Raw genomic sequence first — 23,987 nt, 5'->3', positions numbered from 1 at the left:
TTTTTCGAGGAGCCTTGTTCGCCCTAATCATCTAAGAGTATTATTAATTTATAGCTGGCAGCGATGCAAGTTACGCAACTAATAAAATTGTATATAAATAGGGAATGACACAGTGGGAGACATATATTTCGGCAATGTTGCGATATTTTATGAAGCTGAAGACGTTATGACTCCAGGGGCAACCTACCGTCAATCTGAGGAGGACATTGATGCGAAGAATAATTTTAAAATGCTAAAGCAGCACTTGGCCAAATACCTTTCATCCACAAGCACTGTTCCGCTCGGCTGTGTGTCTGAGGGAAAAGACGCAGTAGGTGGGTCGCAGAGACAGGTCTCTTTAGATGATTTTTTTGAGTGATACTGAATCTTTGGAATAGATGACTTGGTGGGACACACTAAGCCGGGCGAAAGATAAGGCACCGGCTGCGAGAAGGAAGCGCTTAAGACCTGCGGCGTTGAGAATGGGGAGAAAGGCAGTCTCAACCTTAGTGTGTACGGCTTTCACCGCTCCTAGGTAGCTAGCGCCTCATCGACCCATGAGGTGATGAAGAATTCGCTAAGTAGGTATGAAACGCAGCCTTCTGAGGGGCCGCGTGGAGGTATATTGACTAACCTTTCAGCCAGCAGGCTAGCACAGAAAAACATCCGAAAAAAGCCTCGACAGCTCCGATCAGTACACCTGCCGAAGCTCTTTTCGCTCCAGAGCGTTTAAAAGATCGACTTCTGTCCAGTTAATGAACCAATATTTAGAAGCATAATGCGTAAAAAAATCGCTTAACTCTTGTTGAGTCGGCTTGCTGATCTTCATCGCAACGCATAGCCTATTTACATATTTGGATTTTCTTTTTCGGCCTATATATGGACATGTCAGGCTGTCTAACAACAGACAAGCTTGCTCTGTATTAGAGAGGATTTTTGACATGTCTTGAAGCTTTGCATCTAATTTTTTAAGAGTGCTTTCTTTAATTGTTGAGTATTGAACATGATCTTTGATATAAAAAAGACAAGAAACCATGTTAAAATACGAGCTATCGCCACCGAACACTTTCTCTACTATATGCGAAGGGAGCAGATAAGCAGCGCCAAAATCGCTCAAAGACAAAATAACATTTAGAACTTCAAGCGATATGAAATTATCAATATCAGCTCTTTTGTGGAAGGTGTCGCTATCGAGCAGGGACAGAGACAGGTCGAATGCGCGCTGTTTTATTGTATGCTTGTAATGACCTAAATGTTGGTCGGCAAACCGACAGAGCAGTATCAATGATGCGCAAAACTTATACGAAGAGCTAACAGAGGGTGCCACCGAATAGAAAAAATGCATGACCTCCAAAAATACGATACAAGCATCCTTGTAATCGTTAATTTCGGCTTCGGGATTAAGTTCTTTGGGGATGTTAATTAGCAGCTTTGTTCTTTCAAACAGCGCAGATATGATATATGAAGACACCTCATCATAATCCATACCTTCAGCAGAACAAGTTGCTTTGATAGCATCAACAAAGCTACGCACAAGCCTATCAACTTTGAATATCTTCTTTGGCTTTAGCGAAGCCCCTTCTTCAACTTCCTCTAAAAACCTTTCCGTGAATTCGTTTACGTAAAGATTTACCTCTCTAATCACTTTAGATTTTGGTGTGAAAAAAGGGCGCTGATATATTTGACTTTTGGCTGAGTTGACGTGCAGCTTGTACCCCAAAAGCGTATCCGCATAAATTTCGTAAATTTTATTTGCCATTTCGATGGATCTGGCAAATATGAAAACATCGTCAACGTAGCGTTTGATAGAATAGTCAATGTTCAAAATCCAATTGAACTTTTCAGATGCCATCTTAGCTTCTACTCTACAGTCAACGTTCTGGAATATTATCTCTGAAAAGATCCGACTTACTTCTGGGCCTATCACAATCCCATTTGTTTCGTTGTGATTCGCCATCCGTATAACGTCGTCAAAATTATTTCCGAATATAGATGCGGCGTACCTTCCGTCCTTTACAAAGCTTTTGTCTTTAGTAGCCCACGCAATCGAATGCGTATAAATACTATCAAAGCACTTTGAAACGTCCAGAGTTTTTAGAACGCTAAAGTCTTTTTCAAGATCGAGAAAGGCTTTTGAGTTAAACATTTTATAAAGTCTAGTGTAACCCTTGTACGCGTAGAAGGATGAACTGTGTTTTAGCGTTGTTTCAGAGGCGGTGTCGTCAACGGTACCTCTCTTGTATTGCCCTATGTTCTCCCATGAGCTCTTGTAATAAAATACACTCGCGGTTTTGAATGGAGTTCGTATCGAGTATTTACCTAATGTACAGTAATGACAAATGAGATGCTCGTAGCGCTCATAGAATAGTTTAATTTGCCATTGTGAGAGTGGATGCAAAACCGAGAGGCATCTGAAGTCAGTTGCACTTTTCCTTATTTTATATTGGTAAGGCACAGTGCTCCATTTTCCGCCCTTACTTGTTATAAATAAGCTTTCGATTGTCTTAGCGAAGCCTGTGCTCGATGCTTGTTTCTTTGCAATATTGTAGAAGCCGTCATTCGAAAATATTATCGGGGTTTCATAAGGAGCTGTTTCAGTTACGAGAACTCGACAATAGTCACCCTTTATAATTCGCTCAGATTTTTTATCATCAAGCATACTCCCAACACTCCCTGATCGCTTTGAACTGTGAACGGTTGAAGTGGAAATAATTACGTTCACTGAATCCGCGCTTAAAGCTGAAAGTCAATAGTCTGCGGCGTTGCGCGACAGAAGTGATCGAGAAAAAACGATCAAATACTTTACCGTAACTGCTCATTGTCGCCAGGTATAGGTACTCATCCAATATAGCTAGGGCTGTTGATTTTGCTTCATCTATCCTGTGATAGTTATGATAAATTCCAGCCAATCTATATCCGCCTCTATTAATATCTAGTACGCTAAAGTTAGAAGTCAAAAACTTTACGCGCATTTCTAAAAGCTCAAAATTCCTGTTTTTACAGTAGTCTAGATAAGCTTTAGTGAGACGCGTTTTGATCTTTTTTATCTTAGAGTCCGCTATATCCAATACTACTTCTCGGCTGCCGTTTTTCTCCGGTGGTTCGTAAACCGAAAAACTATAGCCTAAGTATTCGAAAGAGAAGAGCAGCGGCATTTCCGGATGCTGGCTTTTTTTGTATCCAGAAGAATCGGGTGCAGAACAAAGCTCCTGTTTTTTCGTATTTAAATGGAGTCCAGGCGGTAGCAGCTTGCTCACTTTAGCGAGAAACTGTTTTGAGTGCTCCTCCCCCCCAGTTATCACAATAATGTCATCGACATATCGACTATAAAAATATACACCTGCCATCGTTTTTATTGAAGAATCAAAAGAACTCATTACTACTTCAGATAACGTCGCACTTAAGGCCATACCTCTTGGGATCCCTAACCCTCCAGCCAAGGTATGATGCTCAATAATGTCTTTAATGTGTTTTTTGGTCTGAGGACTTAAACCCTTAATTCCGTACACAGCACTCAGGACATTGGACGCCGTGAATGACTCGTAAAAGCTCTTGATATCTAATCTATATATTTTAAATTGAGCACTTTCTGCGATCAGAGCGCGAAGATTAGCGATTATAGTGTCTCTTGACGGCGAGTATAACGACTTAGCCATTCGTAGATTTTTATCTATCTTTCGTAACACCAGCTCGTGACTGAAGGCGGGAACTCTGTAGACATTCTTCCCGCGAAGAATTGAGCTCTCAAGAAAAGAGTATGATTCGTACCCAACATCAGAGCGAGCGACAGCAGCTTCAACCTCTGCGGTCTTTGATAACGGGTTTCTCAGCCACGGCCTAAGGTAGAAATCATTCTTTCGCAGAACCTTTGAAACCGAAATAAAATTAAACGACTGGTCGTACATATGTCATCCCTTACAAAAAGAATGAAGCACCCAAGCACCCAAGCATTCCAGACACTGGGCCCTATTACCACCGTTGGATGGGGAACAACGCGGATGAGCCGTCAACCCCACATCTCGGGCATGTCCTCTCCTGCGCGTACTTTTCTTTGCTAGGACGAGATCGGCTTTGGAGATGACCCCGTCGACTCTTGTATTCTGACGTCAAATACAGTGTGTTCGCCGCCGATAGATCACTCTTCACGGGTATCAAAGAAATTGGGGCATCGCTGCCTGCGGTACACACGGTTGATCGTAACATGACAATTCGCTCCTTGAATCGCTGAGATAGCGCCGAGCATAGCGCTTCCGGCACTTAGGAGCTACGGACGTTATGGAGGCCTAGGGAGTCGATCTCTCAGCGTCGTCGCCTGTTTGACCTATCTTGATCTGGCAAGGGCACGCATGACGAAAATATTGGCCATCGAGACTCAAAAATTTGAACAATCGGCACGGGGTGCGGCTCATCCTAGGCTGCCGCTAGGCTTCTCTTCTGCCGCTGTCTTATAACGCGTCACCCGCCGCTCCTCCAGTGCCGCCAATGCACGTATCATCTGTGGGTGCAGGTGTATTGAGCCTTTATGCGAAGAAAGGCTCCTGGCGGCACTGTACGCTCTCCTGACCGCTTCTTTCTCACGCTCACTAGCCGCTTGAGCACAGAATCTCTTCCAGATTCGAATCTTCGTGAGCGGTCTCGCGTGTCGTTTCTTTCTTTTTGCTTTTCTTGAATAATTAATAACAATTGTGACCTGTTCTGTCTCCTTACGTCTCAATTTGTCCGCTTGCTCCTGGCTGATGTCTTCGCACAAACCTGCGATCTGCACAGACTGCTCATCCAACTCATGCTTTATTGATTTTGCGGTGAGGATTACTTCGCCGTATTTGTTATTTCCCTCTTCTTTTTCAAAGTTAAGCTTATCCGAATCATTCTCAAAAAAATGCACGCGGGCCGTTAATTGGCTCTCGTTCCTATCGTCTAAATCCATAGGGGGGTGGATTTGCTTGGCCAGTTGCTTTATATGTGTCGGCGCATCGGGATCTTTAGCCACCCGTTTAAGTGCTCTCTGTTTTCCTGTGGCGCACTTGATACCAAAAAATGAATATTGTCTCGCGCCCATGGCACGGATGGCGCATTTGTACCTAGTGGCAGTGTCATCGTCTTCACCCGCTAATGCTTTCAGTACGTATCCGAATATATAAGATGAAGGGGTGGCGGTATCATCACCTGTCTTTTCAATAATGCGGACAATATCGCGCTTGTTATTCGCAAAGTAGTCTTTACGATCTATGTACAGTCGTTCAATTGAATCTTCAATAGCTTCCAAAATCTCTAATTCTTTATTGAAGAAAATTGCTATGTGCCAATGCGGGCATCCATCTTCATGAACCTCGACCACCCGGAATCCGAAATAATCCCCGCTTCTTCTATCGACACCAATGTTATCTAGAGCGTCCAATATCGAACGCCAATCCTTTTGCAGAGATCGGTTAGCCTCCCTGGCACTCGCCCCCGAATACTTATCCCTTCCAATCTTCGGGTTTGGATGAAATTCTGGGGACGCTGTTAGCGTGATAAAAGCGCAGCCAAATTGGTTCTGCTCCGCGATCCTCTCAAGAGCTTTTATGTCCAGAAATAACTCGTTAAGTCTGTTTTTTCTTGCCCCGTTGGCCACATCTAGCAAGTTGAAGACAAATGCGTCAGAACCATTGCTGCGGATTATTTTGTTACAGCCCATCAAGAACTTATCTGTTTTCTTTTTGCGTTCTTTATGCATTTCTATTGTTCTGTCGGTGCAGCACACTTGAGTGGCATTCTTTCCGCCGAGCTCTTTTTTTAGATGTGCTAGATGTTCTCTTTTTTCATCGGCTAGTTTGATGATTTGCCTGCGCCACCATTTTTTATCACTGATTCTGAGGGCCAGTGAGTCGATAGTTGAATTTTTGGGTTTTTTTAACTTTATATTAAACGGTAGGTCGTAAATGATAAGTTTCTTTTGATTTTCGTTTGCAGATAGCAGTGAAAATCTATATGCGGCAGCGATTTTATGCGCGAGACGGACAAGCTCATCATTTGAAAAATAGATTATTTCTTCGATGGTAGGGAGTGTTTCAGAGGGCTGTATGTCGACCTTTTCATACATCTCGTTCCAGTGTTCGTCGAATCCACGGAAAAGAATTTTGCTATATTGGGTTTCTAACAACTGCTTTGGGAGAATTCGGTTGGGAGTGGTAGTGTACATCTTATTGTTCTTATTTTTATAGGCCGCTCTAGGCGGCGTTTGTGCTTCTAATCCGCTCCGGGCGGTGAACTATGTCATCTTTCTTATGCTACCTATCCGACGGATGACTCTACAATTTCAGTCGATATCCAGGGTCGATAGGCCAAGGTTCACAAGGCTTCTCCTTGCAGTTCAGCGATCTGTTCTAAAAGATTAGCTTTAGCTTCTTTCAGAAGTTTTAACTGGTCTCTTTCACGAGTGATCCGCTTTTGCTCTACCCATACGTCTTCTTCAATCCGCTTGATCAACTCGCGGCTAGCAATCATGAAGTTTTCACTGTCGTCCTTGTTCGTCAAGCTTTCACTAAGATCTGATAGCAGATCACGCTCTGACACCCACTCATCAATAAGGCTTTGAGTAATGACGTTTCTCTTGGGTTTTCCCAGTTCGCAGATATTAATCAACATTGGCTCGCGCTCCTGTTGTTAAAGTAAGTTTCGACATCGCTTTTTCTCCAACGGCTTGATTTTCCAAATTTCAATGGCGCGGGAAAACCTTGGCTTTTGATTGATCGGTAAATTGTTGCTCGTGAGAGCTTTAGCTCTTTGATTAGGTCTTCAAGTGTCATCAGCATTATTCGTCTCCTACGACGTGTTGTTGTTGCTGTATGTAGATTTAAAGACCGAGGAACTTACGTCAAGCAGTATTTTTTGTTGTACGACACTGCCCGGAGTATTCAACAAAAGACACCGCTACGACCGTTTGTAAGCGCCTGAAAATACGGGGGATACCGGTGTCATCCAACTTTTTCGCGTAATAAGAAAATTTTCAGATTTTTACTAGCAGGTGGAGAAATTTACGGGCGGATTTGGCGTTTATTTTGGTTGTCCGAAATAGCCCCGAGCTTTCGTCGGAGCAGTTATTATGACGTTGTCTGACACTGCCCCGGATTTTTGGAAAGGGCAGTAGGTTATACGTATAGCTTTGTGCTGATGGCCGCTTCGCACATATTGACGAGTCCCCTTTTGAGCCTTTCGAGTGCCGAGAAATTCAGCTTTTTTTCGAGTAAGTTACTCGCGTCATAAATCTCAAACTCAAAAATATCAAGTTGTCCCTTTGCGTTTCTGAAGTACCCGAATTCGATACGAACGTTGTCTTCCTGCGAGTTTCCCTCCACATCTGACTCCTCGTGGAGCATGTAAATTTTTGCTACTGCCAGGGTGTGCCCGGATTCTGCGCGATTCATTTGGCTGAGTTCAATATTCATTCGTGTTATTTTCCAGTCCGGTCTATTTGTTTTTTGATACTGCTGTTCTTTTCTTAAAGTCGGATTTTTGATTCTGCGTCAAACCTTCTTTTAATGCATCTAGGTAATCGCAGTACCATTGCATCATTATTTCCCTATTTTTGAGATGGGATGCTTTGTCATAAACCGCTCTAAGCCCCGGCTTCTTATGTGCGAGCTGCATCTCCACCCAAGGTTCAGGCCAGCCATGTTCGGAGAGCAAAGTCGTCGCTGTGTGACGTGATCCGTGCCCCGTCATACGGTCTTTATATCCAGCACTTGCAAAACATTTGTTAACAGTATTTTCCGACATCACTAAGCCTTTCGATCCTTCCGAAGGAAATAAGTATCTAGATTTGCCAGTAATGTTTTTCAGGTTGTTTAAAATTGATATCACTTGACTGCTCAGCGGGACTACATGATCACGACCCATTTTCATTTTGCTGTTAGGAACGCTCCAGATTTTTTTATCAATATCAAATTCTATCCACTCGGCGTTTCTGACCATGCCTGGCCTGGATGCTGTATAGATAGTTAGCCACGCAGCACTTTTAACAAGTGTGCGGCTGGGTGAAGCCTCAAGAGCTTTCAAGAAATCTGGTAGTTGATGTTCGAGTAGGTGAGGGTATTGTTTTTCTTGTGGCTGTACTGATGCGATGTCCAATAAATTGCTTGCTGGATTATTTTCACATCTGCCACTTGCTATCGCGAATCCAAAAATCTGATTCAGCCAGCTCCGGACTTTTTTTGCAGTGTTATGCGCCTCTCTAAGCTCAATTGAATTCTGTAATTCGGCACAATGCTTGCGAGTGACTTTCGAGATGGATAATTTACCCAGTGCTGGCAGCATGTCGTTGTCCAGCGCATATCGCATGGACTTGAGCGTTTTTTCTGCTCTGCCGTCGGCTGATTTTTTGGTGTACCAAGCCTCTGCAACGCTCTCAAAACTGTTGCTTGTCGCTTCGCTCAATTCGTATTTTTTTTGCGCCTTATGCGCGACAGGATCCGTTCCCGCTGCAAGCAGCTTGAGAGCCTGCTGAGCCTTTTCACGGGCTTGTTCGATGTTCACGTCCCGATAGCTGCCCAAGCCGTGCCAGCCCCATTTTCCATCAGATTTTTTATATCTCAGCTCCCAGCGTTTGCGCCCGGTTGGGCTCACAACGATGTGAAGCCGCTCCGCGCCACCGTAGTTCTCGCGATACTCCTTGACCTCGGGTTCAAGTGCATCGATGACAGTTCGAGAAAGGGGTCGTCTTTTTATCTCTGATCGTTTCATGTTTGTGTATGGCCTGGTTCGAAGTTTTCGAAACCGTACACGAGCCTGTACAGAAAAAGTAGGGCCGTGCAGAGACCACCCGAAACCATGAGAGATTCACGGAGCGCTAAGTTATTGATCTATAAGGGGAGGTGAGATGTTGGGAGATGGGTGGAGATGTGATGTGGAGCGGGTAGAGGGAATCGAACCCTCAACTAAAGCTTGGGAAGCTTTCGTTTTGCCACTAAACTATACCCGCTCAGAGCGGCTGACTTTGTACCAGATGTTCAGCTGGATTTGAAGTTTTTCTTTGAAAAATGTGAGAGTTGCGTGTGGCGACACAGCTTGCTCGCCACAGTCTCAGGCCTGATTTCAAAGCGTCCATGCATGCTGCGCCTGGCCCTGGCTATACCGGAACGAGCTTGCGGGCCGCTGCCCTTTCAAGAAGCCCACCACGGCCTCACGGCTGTCGCGGCACGCGGCTTTATGTTCCATGTCCAGGAAGTGTCCCGTTGCCTGAATGGTGCTGAAGCTGCTCTTGGCCACATGCTGGCCAAACAGTTTGGCGTCGTCTGCACTGGTGTATTCGTCCCATTCGCCGTTCAAGAATAGCACTGGAATATCGATCTGCCTGGCTGCCTTGAGGTAGCACTGCCGGTCGCTGTTGAGCACGTGGCTGATGTGAAAGTGCATCTGCCCGTATTCGTGTGCGGCCAGGTTGCTGACATGGCGGTAGTTGAAGCGTTTGAACAGCGAAGGCAGGTGCTTGCCGATGGTGCTGTTGACCAGATGGCCGACGCGGTCGCGGTCGAGGTTGCCCAAGTAGTCGACGCCGCGTTCGAGGTAGTCACGCATCGGCGCATTGATCACCGGCGAGAATGAGCTGATCACGGCTTTTTCTACCCGACGGGGGCGCTGTGCGAGGGCAACCAACGTGGCGGCCCCGCCCCAGGAGAAGGACAACACGTGTTCAGCGGCGAAGTGGTCGAGCAGTTCAAGGAGGATCTGGCCTTCGACTTCCTTGGTCAGCATCTGCTCATGACGGTTATGGATTTTGGAACGGCCAGCGTAGGGCTGGTCGTACAACACCACATTGAATTGCGGGTACAGGCTTTTCACGGTTTGAGCGAAGGACGCTGTGGTCGCCATTGAGCCGTTGACCAGGACGATGGTCTTTGCCGCCGCGTCCGCGCGATAGAACTCCGTGTACACCCGATACTGACCCTGTATATCCAGCACAGCGATTTCTGGCCTCATGTCGTAAGACTCCTGGCAAGCGGGTAGTGCGCGCAGATCACTCTGCACGAGCTTTATGACAGGTAGGCATACGCCTGGAAAATGAGGGCCCATGTCGGTCCGATGACGGCTGGCCGGCGGGTGTTGTTATGGCGGGCGGTTTGCCGGGAAGGCCCGAGGATCAAGCGCGGGCGAGGCAAGGTGTTTCTTGGAGGTTATAGGCGACTCATCAGTCATTATCTGGCTGAAGCCCTGATTCAAGCAGTACGGTACGCATGTCGCAAGGCGACGGGCTGGTTTTTTGCCATCATCGGCTGAACGGTCGTCAGACTTTTAGGATTTCTTCGTCAGTCAGTGGCCGATACTGACCCGGCGCAAGCGACGCATCGAGCACTAAGGGCCCCATTCGCTCGCGGTGCAGGCCGATCACCTTGTTATCAAAATGACCGAACATGCGTTTGACCTGGTGATATCGGCCTTCGATGATGCTCAACCGCGCTGTCCTGGGACCCAGCAGTTCAAGTTCGGCAGGTTGGGTGGTGAGATCTTCGAAAGCGAAATACACGCCCGCCGCGAACGTCACCGCGTACTGCGGGCCGATGTCCTGTTCGGTTTGCACGTGGTACACCTTGGGCAACTTGGTCTGCGGTTGCGTGAGGCGCCGCGACCATTGGCCGTCGTTGGTGATCAGGATAAGGCCGGTGGTGTTGAAATCCAGGCGCCCGGCGATATGCAGTTCGGCTTTGTCCGGTTCGTCCAGCAGGTCAAGGACCGTGGAGTGTTGCGGGTCCGACGTGGCGCTGACGCAACCCCGAGGTTTGTGCAGCATGAAATAGCGCGCCGGCTTGCCCGCTTGCAGGATTTCACCGTCAACGCAGACCTGGCTGAATTCACGTACGTCATGGTGAGGATCGCTGACCGCAACCCCTTCAACGGTCACCCGGCGTTCCACCAGCAACAGGCGCACTTGCTTGCGATTGAACTGTGGCAGGTTGCTGAGGAAACGATCAACGCGCATTGCGGTTACGCAACTGTTCGTCCACCTGGGCGCAGCGTGGGCACAGGCAGGCTTTATCACGCAACTCATCCGGCAGGGCTTCAAGCACCGCCGGGTCGATGATGACGCCGTAGCACCAGCAGGCTTGATCGGCAGTGCGCGGATCGGCCAGGGAGCAGTCGTTGCGGGCACCACAGGCGGGGCAAAGGGTCGGTGTGATCATGGGTCGGTTCAGAAGGGAATCGGGTAGGGCACGTTAGTTGTTGCACGATACAGCGCGGCTGCGCGGCATTCCATCATCATGGCGTTTTGGCGGGCTTTCACTTCGTCTGAAACAGGTGTTTCCAGTTGTGTCGCGAACGCACCAGATTCGGTTTTTGATGTCAGATGTTTCGTCATTCAGTGAAAGCTGAATGCCGCTCGCCAGCGTCGCTGGAGGAGCTCTTCCGCGGTCCAGGAGGCCGCCATGTATCGACGACTGCTGCTCATCGCTTTGCTCGGCCTGACCCTTTCAGCCTGCGTGCCCTATTACGATGGAGGCGCTACCTACTATCGCTCCGAGGTCTACACCGTGCCGGCGCCAGCCTATTACTACGGCGGCCCGCGTTATTACCCTTCTGGGCGCAGCTATTACGCGCCAGCGCCTCGCTACTATGCGCCACAGCCTCGCTACTATTCGGCGCCGCGCTACTACCAACCGGCCCCGCGCTATTACCCTCGCGCCGGGTACCGGCCCTACCCAAACCAGGGGTGGGGCGACCGCTGGGGCAATGGCGGGCGTGGACGCGGTTCCGACCACGGAAGTGGTCGCGGCGGTCACCGTTAAATATCTTGAAAAACAAGCGGCGCATCATGCGCCGTTTTTTATGGGTACCGTACGTCCGTACTGTCAGATTTAACAGCTATCTTTGAGGCGCTAGCTGTACTTCACTAACGAGGAGCCTTGTGCTTTTGCGTGGTGAGACTGAGCAGATGGAAACCCTATGTTCAAACAATTGATTTGCGTGCTCCTGCTGATGAGCTGCTTCATTGCATCGGCAAGAGCGGAGCAAGGCTGTCCTTATCCGTCGCAGGTCGCGTATGCAGACGGCCATTATCGCGTCAAGGACAATGGCCTGGGCTGGCAAAGCCCGAAGGTTGCGTCTCGTGGTGTTATTGACGGATTCATTGGTGCAGTCTTCATGCCGGGCGAGGGCGAGGAGAGAGGAAACGGCTACATGGACAAGTGCATCTACCGCACCAGTTGGAACGGGGTGGTAGCGTTGAGGCCAAGCAGCGGCAATGAGGTTATCAACATGTCGTTGACCAGCACCTTGTATTGGAGGCTGCAGCCCGATGCGTTCGAGTTGCCGGTGTATACGTGCGTGGACAGCCAGCCGGACAACTGCGCTTTCAAGGTCAACGACAAGCGTACAGACCTGTCAGTAGTCAGATAAATCTGCCAGAGGATTCCTACCTTCCCAGGCCTTGTCAAAGTGCGCCTGCACCACCGCTTCGGGGAGTGTGTTGATATCCGGCCAGTGCCAACGAGGCGCCTGGTCTTTGTCGATCAGGCGCGCCCGAACCCCTTCGGCGAATTCCGGATGACGGCAGCAGTTGAGGCTCAGGGTGTATTCCATCTCGAACACCTGGGCCAATGAGAGGTGACGGGCACGCTGGAGCTGTTCCCACACCAGATGCGCCGTCAGTGGGCAGCCCTCACTGAGGGTTTTGCCGGCCCGGCTCAATAGCGGGTCGCTGTGGTCGCGCAGCAGGCTCAAGGCGCGCCAGGCACACCGCACATCTCCTACATCAAGCCATTCGTCGATCTGTGCGCGGCGCGGTAGCCATTGCGCTTCGGGTTGATCACTGTTTGCCTCCTGCGCCAGGGCCTTGAGCAAGCTGTTGAGTTGCATCGCGCTCTGTTCCTGCCAGTTCAGCTGCAGCAGGCCATCGAGCAGATCGTCTTGCTGGTCATCACGCAGGAAACGGTCGGCCAGGCCCAAGTCCAGCGCGTCGCGACCGTTGATATGGGCGCCGGTGAGGCCCAGGAACAGGCCGAGCTTGCCCGGCAAGCGGGACAAGAACCAACTGGCCCCCACATCCGGGTACAAGCCAATGCTGATCTCGGGCATGGCCAAACGACTGCTTGGCGTAACGATACGCACGGCGGCGCTTTGCAACAGGCCCATGCCGCCGCCCAATACATAACCGTGGCCCCAGCAGATCAACGGCTTCGGGTAGGTGTGCAGGCGGTAGTCAAGACGATATTCGGCGGCAAAAAACTGCGCGGCCAGGGTCGGAACTTCGCCCGGCTGTTCACGGCAAGCCTGAGCCAGGCTGCGCACTTCGCCACCGGCGCAAAAAGCTTTGGGGCCGTTGCCGCGCAGCAGCACGCAGACGATCTGCGGGTCTTTGGCCCAGGCCTCCATGCGCTCATCCAGGGCCAGAATCATCGGCAGGGAGAGGGCGTTAAGGGACTTTGGCGCGTCCAGGCTGGCGATACCGATGCGAGCGCCGCCACTGCCGGTCAGTTCTTCGAAATGCAGGTTCATCGTGGCCTCAATCGAGAAGGTGAAGGATGAGTATGATCCCTTCGTGGGAAAGTGCCGGTGCTGTGTCAGATCAATTGACAAGCGGGGTCGGCTTTCCTAGGGTTCGCCTCATTCTTTTTTACAAGACAATTCAACTATGACCGATGGCGACCGTATCAAACTCGAACCCAGCTGGAAACACGCCCTGCGGGAGGAGTTCGAGAAGCCCTACATGGCGCAATTGCGCGAGTTTCTGCGCCAGGAACATGCCGCTGGCAAAGAGATCTACCCCCCCGGCCCATTGATTTTCAACGCGCTCAACTCAACGCCGCTGGACAAGGTCAAGGTCGTGATTCTCGGACAAGACCCGTACCACGGCCCTGGCCAGGCCCACGGCTTGTGCTTCTCGGTACAACCGGGCGTGCCGGCACCGCCGTCGCTGGTCAATATCTATAAAGAGCTCAAGCGCGACCTGAACATCGACATCCCCAACCACGGCTACCTGCAAAGCTGGGCCGACCAGGGCGTGCTGATGCTCAACACCACCATGACCGTGGAGCGCGCCAACGCCAACGCCCATGCCGGCAAGGGCTGGCAGTTCTTCACCGATCGGATTATCGAGGTAGTCAGCGAGCATCAGCCTCACCTGGTGTTCCTGCTGTGGGGCGCCCATGCTCAGAGCAAGCAGAAGCTCATCGACGCCACCAAGCATCTGGTGCTGACCTCGGTGCATCCGTCGCCGTTGTCGGCGTATCGCGGGTTTCTGGGCTGCGGGCATTTCAGCCGGGCCAACAAGTTTCTCGAGCAGAATGGCGAGGCCCCCATCGAGTGGCGTTTGCCACCGGTGTGAGGCCTGGCACATTCAACATGTGGGAGGTTTTAGCGGGGGGCTGGCTGACGGTTCCAGTGCCCAAACAAAGGCTCGGCCAAAAACAGCACGAACAACAAGCGCATCACCTGCATCGCCGTCACCAAGGGCACCGACAGCTGCAGGGTTTCAGCTGTCAGACTCATTTCAGCGATACCGCCTGGCATCATGCCCAGCGTCAGTGATCGCAGGTCGAGGTGAGTGAGGGCGCTCAAGCCCACCGCCGCTAACGTCGCCAGCAGCATGGTCAATGCCGTGCCAATCAAGGTGCGGCCCATGAACGATGGCGCGCGACGGAAGAACTGCCGATTGAAGTGGCAGCCCAAACCGCTGCCGATCAACCATTGGCCGATCTGACTGCCGCCGTCTGGCAGGCCGATGTGTAAATCCCAGGTCACACTGGCGATCGCGCTCACCAGCAATGGCCCGAACAGCCAAGGGTTGGGTTGGCGCAAGCGTTGCCAGCCCCAGGCAACCAGCGCACCCACCGGAAACAGCACGGCCAGCCACGCCCAGTCCACGGGCGCCGGATGGAACTGCGGCGCGCCGCCTCCGAGCAAATATTTGAAGATCGCTGGCACGCACAGCACCACCACCAGCACACGCAGGCTTTGCCCGGCCGCAACCCGGCTGAGCACCGCGCCATTGCGGGCGCCGAGGTTGACCATCTCCCCGGAACCGCCCGGCATGCTGGAGAAAAACGCCGTGGCGCGGTCTTCACCGCTGCGGCGCATCAACCACACGCCCACCACGCTCGACAAGCTGGTGACCAGTGCACCGAAGAAAATCAGGCCGAAGTGGCTCATCACCTGCTCGATCACCACCGGGGTGAAGTGCAGGCCGATGCCGATGCCCACCACCCATTGGCCGCATTTGCGCCCGCCGGGAATCTCTGCCAATTGCCAGGGCGTCAGGCAGCGCACCAGGATGATCGCCAGCAACGAGCCGACCATGTACGGCAAAGGCCAGCCGACCAGGCTGGCCAGGTAACCGCCGGCCAGGCCGACCAGCGGTGTTCCCCACCAATGTTTAAAGGTGACCTCAGACATCGGCCAGGGCACGACGCTGTTGCACGCGTTTACGCCAGATACGCAGCAGCGGTACAAGCAGCATGATTGCGGTCAGCACCCAGACGCCAAAGGTGATCGGGCTCGACCACAGGATTTCCAGCGCACCGTTGGAGATCGACAGCGCACGGCGCAGGTTCTGCTCCATCAGGCCGCCGAGGATAAAGCCCAGCAGCAGCGGTGACAGCGGGAAGTCCAGCTTGCGCAGGATGTAGCCGAAGATGCCGATGGCGATCATCAGGAACAGATCGAAGGTGGTGGCATGCACGGCGTACACGCCAATCGCGGTAATGATGGCGATCACCGGCACCAGCGCCCAGTTCGGCACGGCGAGGATACGGGTGAAGATGCGGATCATCGGGATGTTGAGCACGACCAGCATGATGTTGGCAATGAACAACGAGGCGATCAGGCCCCAGACAATGTCCGGTTGCTGTTGGAACAGCAGTGGGCCGGGGGTGATGTTGTACAGCGATAGGGCGCCGATCATCACCGCCGTGGTGCCCGAGCCAGGAACGCCGAGGGTCAGCATGGGTACCATGGCGCCGCAGACCGATGCGCCGATCGCGGTTTCTGGGGCGGCCAGGCCGCGCATGTCGCCCTGACCGAATTTGCCGCTGGCGCCTGCGATGCGTTTCTCGGTCATGTAGGCAACGGCCGAGGCCATGGTTGCACCAGCGCCCGGCAACACGCCGATGATAAAGCCCGACACGCCGCAACGAAGATTCACAGTGAGCACCGACAAGGCTTCCTTGGCGTTGAACATCATGCGCCCGGTGGCTTTCACTGCTTCCTGGCCACGGTGGGTTTTTTCCAGCAGCAGCAGGATCTCGCTGATGGAGAACAGGCCGAGCACCAGGACCACGAACTGGATACCGTCGGTCAGGTGAATATTATCGCCGGTAAAGCGGTACACACCGCTGTTGGCGTCGATGCCCACGCAAGAGAGGAACAAGCCGATCAGCGCGGCAACAAACGTCTTCAGCGGTTTGTCACCGGCCATGCCGCCCAGGCAGACAATCGCAAACACCATCAGGACGAAATATTCCGCCGGGCCGAACGCAATCGCCCACTTGGCCAGCAGCGGGGCGAACAGCACCATGCCGCAGGTGGCGATAAACGCGCCGATGAACGAACTCCAGGCCGACAATGACAGTGCCACGCCAGCCAGGCCTTTGCGGGCCATCGGGTAGCCGTCGAGGGTGGTCATGACGGTGGAGGCTTCGCCCGGGATGTTCAACAGAATCGAACTGATGCGGCCGCCGTATTCGCAGCCCAGGTACACGGCTGCCAGCAGGATCAGCGCCGACTCTGGCGGCAAGCCCAGGGCGAAGGCGATGGGGATCAGCAGTGCCACGCCGTTGATCGGGCCCAGGCCCGGCAACAGGCCGACCACGGTGCCAATCAGGGTGCCGCACAACGCGGTCACCAGGTTATAGGGGCTCAGCGCAACGCCGAAACCCTGGCCCAAATAGCCAAAAGTATCCATATCAGTTCTCCAGAACGTCGAGCAGGCCGAGGGGCAACGGTACGTCCATGGTTTTATCGAACAGCAGATAAAGACCGACGCTCATCAAGGTGATGATCACCACGCTGGGCAACCAGCGGCCGCCGTACAGCCGTGCCATCGGAATACCGATCAGCATGCTGCTGAGAATGAAACCCAAGGATTCGAATGTGCCGGCAAACACCAGCAGCAGGGCCACACAGATGCCGATCTTGATCAACGTGGGTTGATCCAGCGCGGGTTCATCGTCAGTGTGTTTGGTCGCCTGCGGGCGAATCATCATGTAGATGAGCGCCAGGCCCATCAGCCCGAGCAACAGCAGGGGGAAGGCTCTTGGCCCTACGGGTTCGTAGGAAAAAGCCGCCTGATACGGCCAGGCCATCAGCGCGAGGCCGATACAGGCCAGCAATAGCACGGCAGCGAAAATGCGTTGTAAGAGCATAGAAAACTCCAAGGCCCCTCTTGTAGGAGCGAGCTTGCTCGCGAAAAACGTCAACGATAACGCGTGCTCTCTGGACGCACGTGGATGTCCTTGGGTTCTTCGCGAGTACGCTCGCTCCTACAGGGGCATTACACAAAAGAGGGGCGATTACTGGATCAGGCCGAACTCTTTGGCCAGCACTTTGTAGTCAGCCACCTGTTTCTTCACGTAGGTGTCCAGCTCCTGGCCCGTCATGGCGAACGGGAACAGCTCGCGCTGGTCACGCAGCTTGGCGAACTCCTCGGAAGCCAGCAGTTTGTCGAAGGCGTCTTTCCACCAGGCGTAGTCGGCATCGCTGACCTTTGGCCCCAGGTAGAAGCCACGCACCACCGGCCAGACGATGTCGTAGCCTTGCTCTTTGGCGGTCGGGATATCCTTCATTTCCGGCTCATCCAGGCGTTGCTCGGAGAACACCGCCAGCAGGCGCATATCGCCGCTCTGGATATGCGGCATGGAGTCGGAGATGTCGGTACTGCCCACCTGGATATGCCCCCCCAGCAGAGCCGTAGCGATTTCACCGCCACCCTCAAGGGCGACGTAACGCAGTTCGCGCGGGTTGATCCCGGCGGCCTTGGCGATCAGTGCGGTTTGCATCCAGTCCTGGCTGCCGACGGTGCCGCCGGAGCCGATCACCACGCTGCCTGGGTCTTTCTTCAGGGCTTTGACCAGGTCGTCGAGGGTCTTGTAGGGCGAGTCGCTTTTCACCGCGATGGCGCCATAGCTGGTGCCCACTGCCGCCAACCAGCGCACGGCGCTTTCATCAAAACGGCCGAACTTGCCCTGGGCCAGGTTCAGCAGCGAACCGCTCGACCAGGCGACCAACGTGCCCGCATCCGCAGGGCGCTGGGCGACGACCGCGTTGTAGGCTACCGCGCCCACGCCGCCTGGCATGTAGGTCACACGCATCGGCTTGGTCAGCAGCTTTTGGTTCACCAGCGCGCTTTGCGCCAGTTTGCAAGTCAGGTCAAAACCGCCGCCTGGGGAGGCCGGGGCGATGCATTCCGGACGCTTGGGTTCGTCGGCGGCCAGCAGTTGGCCGGCGAACAGCATGCAGCCAGCGGCGAGGGCAAATTTACGCAGTGAAAGGGTCATGGTGATCTCCATCGTTTTTGTTATGAGGGGGTTACTACCAAAGTGCGACGCTGTAGCTGACCAGCAAGCGCATTTCATCTGCGTCACGGGCCGAATAGTTGGAACGATAGGTGGCGTTACGCAGGCGCACGGCCACATCTTTGAACGTGCCGCTTTGCACCACGTATTTGATCTCGCTGTTGCGTTCCCACTCCTTGCCGGTCTCGCCGTTCTTGAGCTTGATGTTGTCACCCGAGAGGTAACGGCTCATGAAACTCAAGCCAGGAATGCCCAGCTTGGCAAAGTCGTAGTCGTAGCGTGCCTGCCAGGAGCGTTCTTCGGCGCCGGCAAAATCGTTGATCTGCACGAAGTTGACCAGGTACGGGTCGCTGCCATCCACATACGGGAAGGCGCTGTCGCCGGACATGTGCTGGTAGCCGGCGCTGAGCTTATGGCCATTGAGGGCATAGCTGAACAAGCCGTTGAGGGACGTGTTGTCGATATTGCCGCCGCGGGCCGAGCCGGTGTCATCGCTGATTGCCAGTCGCAGGTCGGCGGCGAAAGTGCCAGGGCCCATCGGGCGTGAGGCGACCATGCCGAGGAAGTGTTGGCGATACACGTCGTCGAGTTGGGCGAAGTGGTAGCTGCCGGTGATCTTGTCGGCGAACTTGTAGTCGACGCCGCCGAAGTTGAAGTGCTTGCCGGTGGCACCGCTGAGGAAGCGGCTGTTCTTGTTATTGAGCGCGATGTCTTCGTAGTTGGTGTCGTCGCGGTCCTTGGCTTTGTCCAGGCGACCACCAGTGAATACCAGGTTCTTGAATTCCTTGGAGGTGATCAAGCCACCGTTGAAGGTCTGCGGCAGGATGCGCCCGTCGTTGGGCTTGAGGATCGGCAGTTCGGGGATCAGCGAGCCGATCTTCAGCTCGGTGGCGGAGATTTTCACTTTGCCGGTCAGGCCCAGCTTGGAGTACTCGTTGGCGGCGCGGCCGTCATCGTGGGTCGGCAGCAGGCCGGTGCCGGTGCGGTCGGGGCTGGAGTCGAGCTTGACGCCGAGCATGCCCAGCGCATCCACGCCAAAGCCGACGGTGCCGTCGGTGTAGCCCGATTGCACGTTGAGCATGAAGCCCTGGGCCCATTCGTCGCGCTTGGATTGCTGGGCACTCGTACCGTCGCGAAAGTCGCGGTTGAAGTACATGTTGCGGGTTTCCAGGGTCGCGCTACTGTCTTCGAAGAAGGCAGCCTGGCTGAGCGGCGAAAAGCCGGCAAGGGCAGCGGCACTGGCGAGGGCGGTGTGGGTCAGGCGGGAAGAACGAACAGGCGGGCAAGCCTGTGGCTGGGTCGACAGCATCGTGGTGTACTCCGTTATTGTTCTTATTCTGGCGAAAACGCTTCGAGGCGTTTTTCGGGCGCTACGGGTCAGGCAACTCGGCGGGCATAGACCACCATGGTTGGATGCTAAAGGGCGAAGCTTTCACTAACCTTTCAATCGCCTTTCAATGTTTTCGGGCTTCACAGGCCAGGTTGCGGCTGTAAACTGCCGGGCAAAGCGTGGCGTCGACCACCCCTGAACGAGGTAGAAATCCATGCGTGTCCTCCTGGTTGAAGACCATTTGCAGCTCGCCGAAAGCGTGGCCCAAGCGCTCAAGAGCATGGGTTTGACCGTTGATGTGTTGCATGACGGCGTGGCGGCGGACCTGGCCTTGAGCAGCGAGGAATACGCCGCGGTGATCTTGGACGTAGGGTTGCCGCGCCTGGATGGTTTCGAGGTGCTCGCACGTTTGCGGGCACGTGGAAAAAACCTGCCGGTGCTGATGCTGACTGCTCGCAGTGATGTAAAAGACCGCGTGCACGGCCTAAACCTGGGCGCCGATGACTACCTGGCCAAACCGTTTGAACTCACGGAACTCGAAGCACGGGTCAAGGCACTGTTGCGGCGCAGCGTGCTGGGCGGCGAGCGTCAGCAAACCTGCGGTGTGCTGGTGTACGACCTCGACACCCGGCGCTTCACGGTCGCAGGCGAGCTGATGACCTTGACCTCCCGAGAACAAGCGGTGCTCGAAGCGTTGATCGCCCGGCCGGGGCGTGTGATGAGCAAGGAACAATTGGCGTCCCAGGTATTCGGCCTGGACGAGGAGGCCAGCCCCGACGCCATCGAAATCTACGTGCATCGTCTGCGCAAGAAGCTCGATGGCCAACCCATCGCCATCGTCACCTTCCGGGGCCTTGGCTATTTGCTGGAAGCCCGTGATGCATAAGCCCAGCAGCCTGCGCTGGCGCTTGCTGTGCAACCTTGCGTTATTGCTGGTGTTGTTGATGCTCGCCAGCGGCATGAGCGCTTATTGGAACGGTCGCGAAGCCGCCGACACCGCTTATGACCGCACGCTGCTGGCCTCGGCACGCACCATTGCCGCCGGCTTGACCCAGGTGGACGGCACCCTCAGCGCCAATGTGCCCTATGTGGCCCTGGACACCTTTGCCTACGACAGTGCCGGGCGCATTTATTACCAGGTCAATGATATTGATCAGAAGCTGATTTCCGGTTACGAAAACCTGCCTGGCCCGCCGCCTGGCACGCCCCGCACCGACGATTATCCAGCCTTGGCGCGGTTCTATAACGCCATGTACCTGGGCCAGCATGTGCGCGTGGTGAGCCTGCTCAAGGCCGTCTCGGAACCGAACATGAACGGCATGGCCGAAATTCGTGTTGCGGAGACCGACGAAGCCCGGGTGGCCATGGCCCGCAGCCTGATGGCCGATACACTGCTGCGTCTGGGCATGCTCGCCATCGGTGCGTTATTGCTGGTGTGGTTCGCGGTGAGCGCCGCACTGCGCCCGCTGGAACGCCTGCGTACGGCGGTGGAAGAGCGCCAGCCTGATGACCTGCGGCCTCTGCCATTAGTGGAAGTTCAGGATGAGTTCGGCCCACTGGTGCGCTCGCTCAACCATTTCACCGAACGTTTGCGCGGGCAGTTCGAGCGCCAGGCGCAGTTTATTGCCGACGCTGCCCACGAGCTGCGCACGCCCCTGGCGGCGCTCAAGGCCCGGCTGGAACTGGGCCTGCGTGCCGAAGAACCGGCCACCTGGCGCAGCACCCTGGAAACGGCCGCCCAGGGCACCGACCGCCTGACGCACCTGGCGAATCAATTGTTGTCCCTGGCCCGCATCGAAAACGGTGCCCGCGCCATTGCCGAAGGCGGTGCGCAACTGCTCGATTTAAGCCAATTGGCCCGTGAGCTCGGTATGGCCATGGCGCCGCTGGCCCACGCGCGGGGCGTGGCCCTGGCACTGGAGGCCGACGAGCCGGTATGGCTGCGCGGCGAACCAACGCTGTTGAATGAGCTGCTCAGCAACCTGGTGGATAACGCCTTGGCCCATACCCCGCCTGGCGGCAATGTGATTTTGCGAGTGACGGCCCCGGCGGTGCTGGAAGTCGAGGATGACGGCCCTGGCATCCCACTGGATGAGCGGGACCGGGTGTTCGAACGCTTTTATCGACGCAGCCAGCAGGGCATGGGGTCGGGCTTGGGGCTGGCGATTGTCGGGGAGATTTGCCGTGCGCACCTGGCGCAGATCAGCTTGCATGATGGCGAGCTGGCGGGGCTTAAGGTGCGCGTGAGTTTTATCGCGGGTTGATCAGTAAAACATCGACCGCGCTTCGTCCAGTTCGCTGCGCAGGGCGTCGCTGTGCAGGTCTATGCGCAGCTTCATGAGGGCCGGCAAGGCGGTAATCGGCACGGTTCCCAGGGGGTGGTCGGTGCCGCGGTGGCAGTACAGCGCGGCGACCTGCACCAGGTCGACGTAGTCCAGGCTTGCAGAGTCGCGTGTCAGGTCCAGGTATTGGCCCGGCACGTTCACCAGCATCTCAGGGAAGTCCCAGACCCGCAGCAGCTTGTCCCCCAGCACCGGGTGGATGCTGTCGATGACGTGGTTGAGGCTGACGGGGTCGGCCAGCAGCTCATAGTGATCCTCGGCATACGTGAGGATCGGCAGCACGCCTATCTGATGCACCAAGCCACCCAGGGCCGCCTGGTCTGGCTTGAGCTGGCTGTGGCGACGGCACAAGGCGTAGCTCACGCCCGCCACTTCCAGGCTGCGGCGCCACACGTCGCGCATTTTCTGTTCGACCACCTCTGAGCGGGCGTGGAAGATCTGCTCCATCACCAGGCCGATAGCCAGGTTGCTGCTGTAGTTGGTACCGAGCCGGGTGATGGCGGTGTGCAGGTCGGTGACTTCCTGGCTGGCCCGTAGCAGCGGGCTGTTGACCACTTTGATCAGGCGCGCCGACAGGGCCGTGTCACGACTGATCACTTTGCTCAGGTGGCTGATGCTGATGTCCGGGTCTTCGGCGGCCTGGCGAATTTTCAGGGCCACCTCCGGCAATGTCGGCAGAACCAGGTCATCGTTGTCGATGGCCGTTACCAACGCTTGTTGGACTTTTTCCGCCAGCTTGTTCATTCATGCTCTCTAGGGTGCTGCAAAAAGTACGGCGATTAACGCTGGATCTCGCGGTCACGGTCCAGTTGGTAGGGTAGGTCAAGCAGATTCAAGCCCGGGCCCTCGAGGGCGCCCAAGCGCACGTCGCCACTGTCGGCAGCTTCGGCTTGCAGCACGGCGAGAAGTTCAATCGACTGGTCGGCTTTTGCTGCGATGACCACTTCGCCGATCGCGCTGTTATGGCTCGGGGAAAATAACGGAGTGCCTGGCTCGGGAAGCTCGTTGGCCTCCAGGCTCAGGCGATACAGGCGCCGCTTGAGTTTGCCCAGGTACTGCATGCGCGCGACGATTTCCTGGCCGGTGTAGCAGCCTTTCTTGAAGCTGACGCCGCCCACAGCCTGCAGGTTGAGCATCTGCGGAATGAACAGCTCGCGCGTCTGGGGCATCACCTGGCCGATACCGGCACGGATCTGGCCAAGCAACCAGGCATTCAAGTCAGCCTGTTGCAACTGCGCGGCCAATTGGCTGCGCACGGCGTCGGCGTGTTCGGCAGGTACCCAGAGTTCGGCCCGGCCCGGGGAAACGCGGACGGCAATCGATGCCTCGTTGCGCGCCACGCTATCGGTCTCGACCGGCAGCGCGAGGCCCAGGGCGCTCAGGGCCGCGTCTGCGTTCGCCAGGCCGAAGCGCGCCCAGGCAGCGCTTTCGTCGGTGAGCTTGGATTTGGAGAACACCGCGTACTTTTTCAAATCCGCCAACTGCGGGTCAAGCAACTCGGTGGCCATGGCCAGGAGCACGCCATCACCCTGCAGCAGGATGCGGAAGCTCGACTGCATCCGGCCTTTTTGCGTGCAGCGCGCGCCCAGGCTGGCCTGGGTATCACTCAGGTAATTGAGGTTGCAGGTCAGTTGGCCCTGCAGGAACTTGGCAGCATCAGAGCCGCGGACGGCGAGAACGCCTTCGTGGGACAGGGAGCAGAAAAAAGCGGAGTCAGCCATGGGTCATCGCAGGTCAAAAAGTCATGGGTGCATCATAGAGGGGCGTCCGGCAAATGCATAGTTTCCATATAGGGCGACCAAAGCCGACTGTTCCAGTGTCGTCGGGGCTGTATACTTGCGCTCTATTTTAGGAGGG

General features: G+C 54.7%; 23 protein-coding genes and 1 tRNA gene. 5 read left to right on the top strand and 19 right to left on the bottom strand.

Annotation, left to right across the window (positions count from 1 at the left end; genetic code table 11):
- Window positions 1-670 precede the first annotated feature (670 nt).
- The 11 genes from drt3b to HU730_RS05575 form a co-directional block, all read right to left on the bottom strand.
- The gene (gene drt3b, locus HU730_RS05630; RefSeq protein ID WP_186526595.1) at window positions 671-2,638 is read right to left on the bottom strand and encodes an antiviral reverse transcriptase Drt3b; all 1,968 of its coding nucleotides are present in this window, start codon (window positions 2,636-2,638) and stop codon (window positions 671-673) included.
- Entirely contained in the window at window positions 2,631-3,884 is a 1,254-nt protein-coding gene (gene drt3a / locus HU730_RS05625; protein ID WP_122411614.1) for an antiviral reverse transcriptase Drt3a, read from the bottom strand. The genes drt3b and drt3a overlap by 8 nt, the downstream gene beginning before the upstream one ends.
- Before the next feature lie 500 nt (window positions 3,885-4,384).
- Window positions 4,385-6,160: a replication endonuclease gene (locus HU730_RS05620; RefSeq protein WP_186526596.1), complete on the bottom strand. Its 1,776-nt coding sequence runs from the start codon at window positions 6,158-6,160 to the stop codon at window positions 4,385-4,387.
- Window positions 6,161-6,309: 149 nt separating this feature from the next.
- A complete protein-coding gene (locus HU730_RS05615) occupies window positions 6,310-6,606 on the bottom strand; it encodes a hypothetical protein (protein WP_100847511.1) in 297 nt (98 codons plus the stop codon).
- Window positions 6,607-7,109: 503 nt separating this feature from the next.
- Complete coding sequence (locus HU730_RS05605; RefSeq protein WP_100847513.1) at window positions 7,110-7,406, bottom strand: hypothetical protein; 297 nt, start codon at window positions 7,404-7,406, stop codon at window positions 7,110-7,112.
- Window positions 7,407-7,428: 22 nt separating this feature from the next.
- Window positions 7,429-8,700: a tyrosine-type recombinase/integrase gene (locus HU730_RS05600; RefSeq protein WP_100847514.1), complete on the bottom strand. Its 1,272-nt coding sequence runs from the start codon at window positions 8,698-8,700 to the stop codon at window positions 7,429-7,431.
- A 164-nt stretch (window positions 8,701-8,864) separates the two neighbouring features.
- Window positions 8,865-8,938: transfer RNA gene (locus tag HU730_RS05595), tRNA-Gly, on the bottom strand.
- A gap of 113 nt (window positions 8,939-9,051) precedes the next feature.
- Window positions 9,052-9,936, bottom strand: coding sequence for an alpha/beta hydrolase (locus tag HU730_RS05590; RefSeq protein ID WP_186526597.1), 885 nt, complete (start codon window positions 9,934-9,936; stop codon window positions 9,052-9,054).
- A 304-nt stretch (window positions 9,937-10,240) separates the two neighbouring features.
- Window positions 10,241-10,933: a pseudouridine synthase gene (locus HU730_RS05585; protein ID WP_096143732.1), complete on the bottom strand. Its 693-nt coding sequence runs from the start codon at window positions 10,931-10,933 to the stop codon at window positions 10,241-10,243.
- Window positions 10,923-11,135 (bottom strand): cysteine-rich CWC family protein, encoded by a 213-nt coding sequence (locus HU730_RS05580; protein WP_034126556.1) that lies wholly within the window; start codon window positions 11,133-11,135, stop codon window positions 10,923-10,925. The genes HU730_RS05585 and HU730_RS05580 overlap by 11 nt, the downstream gene beginning before the upstream one ends.
- 8 nt (window positions 11,136-11,143) lie before the next feature.
- Window positions 11,144-11,311: a hypothetical protein gene (locus HU730_RS05575; protein WP_186526598.1), complete on the bottom strand. Its 168-nt coding sequence runs from the start codon at window positions 11,309-11,311 to the stop codon at window positions 11,144-11,146.
- A 67-nt stretch (window positions 11,312-11,378) separates the two neighbouring features.
- On the opposite strand from HU730_RS05575, the gene HU730_RS05570 reads away from it, so the two are divergent.
- Window positions 11,379-11,738 (top strand): hypothetical protein, encoded by a 360-nt coding sequence (locus tag HU730_RS05570; RefSeq protein WP_034126557.1) that lies wholly within the window; start codon window positions 11,379-11,381, stop codon window positions 11,736-11,738.
- Between the two features lie 157 nt (window positions 11,739-11,895).
- Window positions 11,896-12,348, top strand: a complete 453-nt coding sequence (locus HU730_RS05565; protein WP_186526599.1) for a DUF3757 domain-containing protein — start codon at window positions 11,896-11,898, stop codon at window positions 12,346-12,348.
- On the opposite strand, the gene HU730_RS05560 is transcribed toward HU730_RS05565, so the two are convergent.
- Window positions 12,334-13,446 carry an enoyl-CoA hydratase/isomerase family protein gene (locus tag HU730_RS05560; protein WP_096143729.1) on the bottom strand — a complete coding sequence of 371 codons (1,113 nt, stop codon included), beginning with the start codon at window positions 13,444-13,446 and terminating at the stop codon, window positions 12,334-12,336. The two genes, HU730_RS05565 and HU730_RS05560, sit on opposite strands and share 15 nt — an antisense overlap.
- Window positions 13,447-13,582: 136 nt before the next feature.
- On the opposite strand from HU730_RS05560, the gene ung reads away from it, so the two are divergent.
- Window positions 13,583-14,275: a uracil-DNA glycosylase gene (ung, locus tag HU730_RS05555; protein ID WP_020301023.1), complete on the top strand. Its 693-nt coding sequence runs from the start codon at window positions 13,583-13,585 to the stop codon at window positions 14,273-14,275.
- A gap of 29 nt (window positions 14,276-14,304) precedes the next feature.
- On the opposite strand, the gene HU730_RS05550 is transcribed toward ung, so the two are convergent.
- From HU730_RS05550 to HU730_RS05530, 5 genes are all read right to left on the bottom strand, one after another.
- The gene (locus tag HU730_RS05550; protein WP_186526600.1) at window positions 14,305-15,342 is read right to left on the bottom strand and encodes an AbrB family transcriptional regulator; all 1,038 of its coding nucleotides are present in this window, start codon (window positions 15,340-15,342) and stop codon (window positions 14,305-14,307) included.
- Window positions 15,335-16,849 (bottom strand): tripartite tricarboxylate transporter permease, encoded by a 1,515-nt coding sequence (locus tag HU730_RS05545; protein WP_003189428.1) that lies wholly within the window; start codon window positions 16,847-16,849, stop codon window positions 15,335-15,337. The genes HU730_RS05550 and HU730_RS05545 overlap by 8 nt, the downstream gene beginning before the upstream one ends.
- A 1-nt stretch (window position 16,850) precedes the next feature.
- Window positions 16,851-17,309: a tripartite tricarboxylate transporter TctB family protein gene (locus HU730_RS05540; protein ID WP_003189430.1), complete on the bottom strand. Its 459-nt coding sequence runs from the start codon at window positions 17,307-17,309 to the stop codon at window positions 16,851-16,853.
- A 147-nt stretch (window positions 17,310-17,456) separates the two neighbouring features.
- Window positions 17,457-18,446 carry a tripartite tricarboxylate transporter substrate binding protein gene (locus HU730_RS05535; protein WP_161793218.1) on the bottom strand — a complete coding sequence of 330 codons (990 nt, stop codon included), beginning with the start codon at window positions 18,444-18,446 and terminating at the stop codon, window positions 17,457-17,459.
- A 28-nt stretch (window positions 18,447-18,474) separates the two neighbouring features.
- Complete coding sequence (locus tag HU730_RS05530; RefSeq protein WP_060764412.1) at window positions 18,475-19,767, bottom strand: OprD family porin; 1,293 nt, start codon at window positions 19,765-19,767, stop codon at window positions 18,475-18,477.
- 235 nt (window positions 19,768-20,002) lie between these two features.
- Between HU730_RS05530 and HU730_RS05525 the strand changes: the two genes are divergently transcribed.
- Together HU730_RS05525 and HU730_RS05520 are read left to right on the top strand one after the other, a co-directional pair.
- Entirely contained in the window at window positions 20,003-20,674 is a 672-nt protein-coding gene (locus HU730_RS05525; protein WP_014717358.1) for a response regulator, read from the top strand.
- Window positions 20,667-22,052 carry a sensor histidine kinase gene (locus HU730_RS05520; RefSeq protein WP_003189439.1) on the top strand — a complete coding sequence of 462 codons (1,386 nt, stop codon included), beginning with the start codon at window positions 20,667-20,669 and terminating at the stop codon, window positions 22,050-22,052. The genes HU730_RS05525 and HU730_RS05520 overlap by 8 nt, the downstream gene beginning before the upstream one ends.
- On the opposite strand, the gene HU730_RS05515 is transcribed toward HU730_RS05520, so the two are convergent.
- Together HU730_RS05515 and HU730_RS05510 are read right to left on the bottom strand one after the other, a co-directional pair.
- Entirely contained in the window at window positions 22,053-22,874 is an 822-nt protein-coding gene (locus HU730_RS05515; protein ID WP_034126564.1) for an HDOD domain-containing protein, read from the bottom strand. It lies immediately after the preceding gene.
- 35 nt (window positions 22,875-22,909) lie between these two features.
- Window positions 22,910-23,851, bottom strand: a complete 942-nt coding sequence (locus HU730_RS05510; protein WP_034126565.1) for a folate-binding protein YgfZ — start codon at window positions 23,849-23,851, stop codon at window positions 22,910-22,912.
- Window positions 23,852-23,987 lie beyond the last annotated feature (136 nt).

It is taken from the genome of Pseudomonas sp. SWRI22 (assembly GCF_014268395.2).
Taxonomy (GTDB): Bacteria; Pseudomonadota; Gammaproteobacteria; order Pseudomonadales; family Pseudomonadaceae; genus Aquipseudomonas; species Aquipseudomonas paracarnis.
The sequence above is the reverse complement of the archived record's forward strand: the minus strand, read 5'-3'. Positions and strand labels throughout refer to the sequence as shown.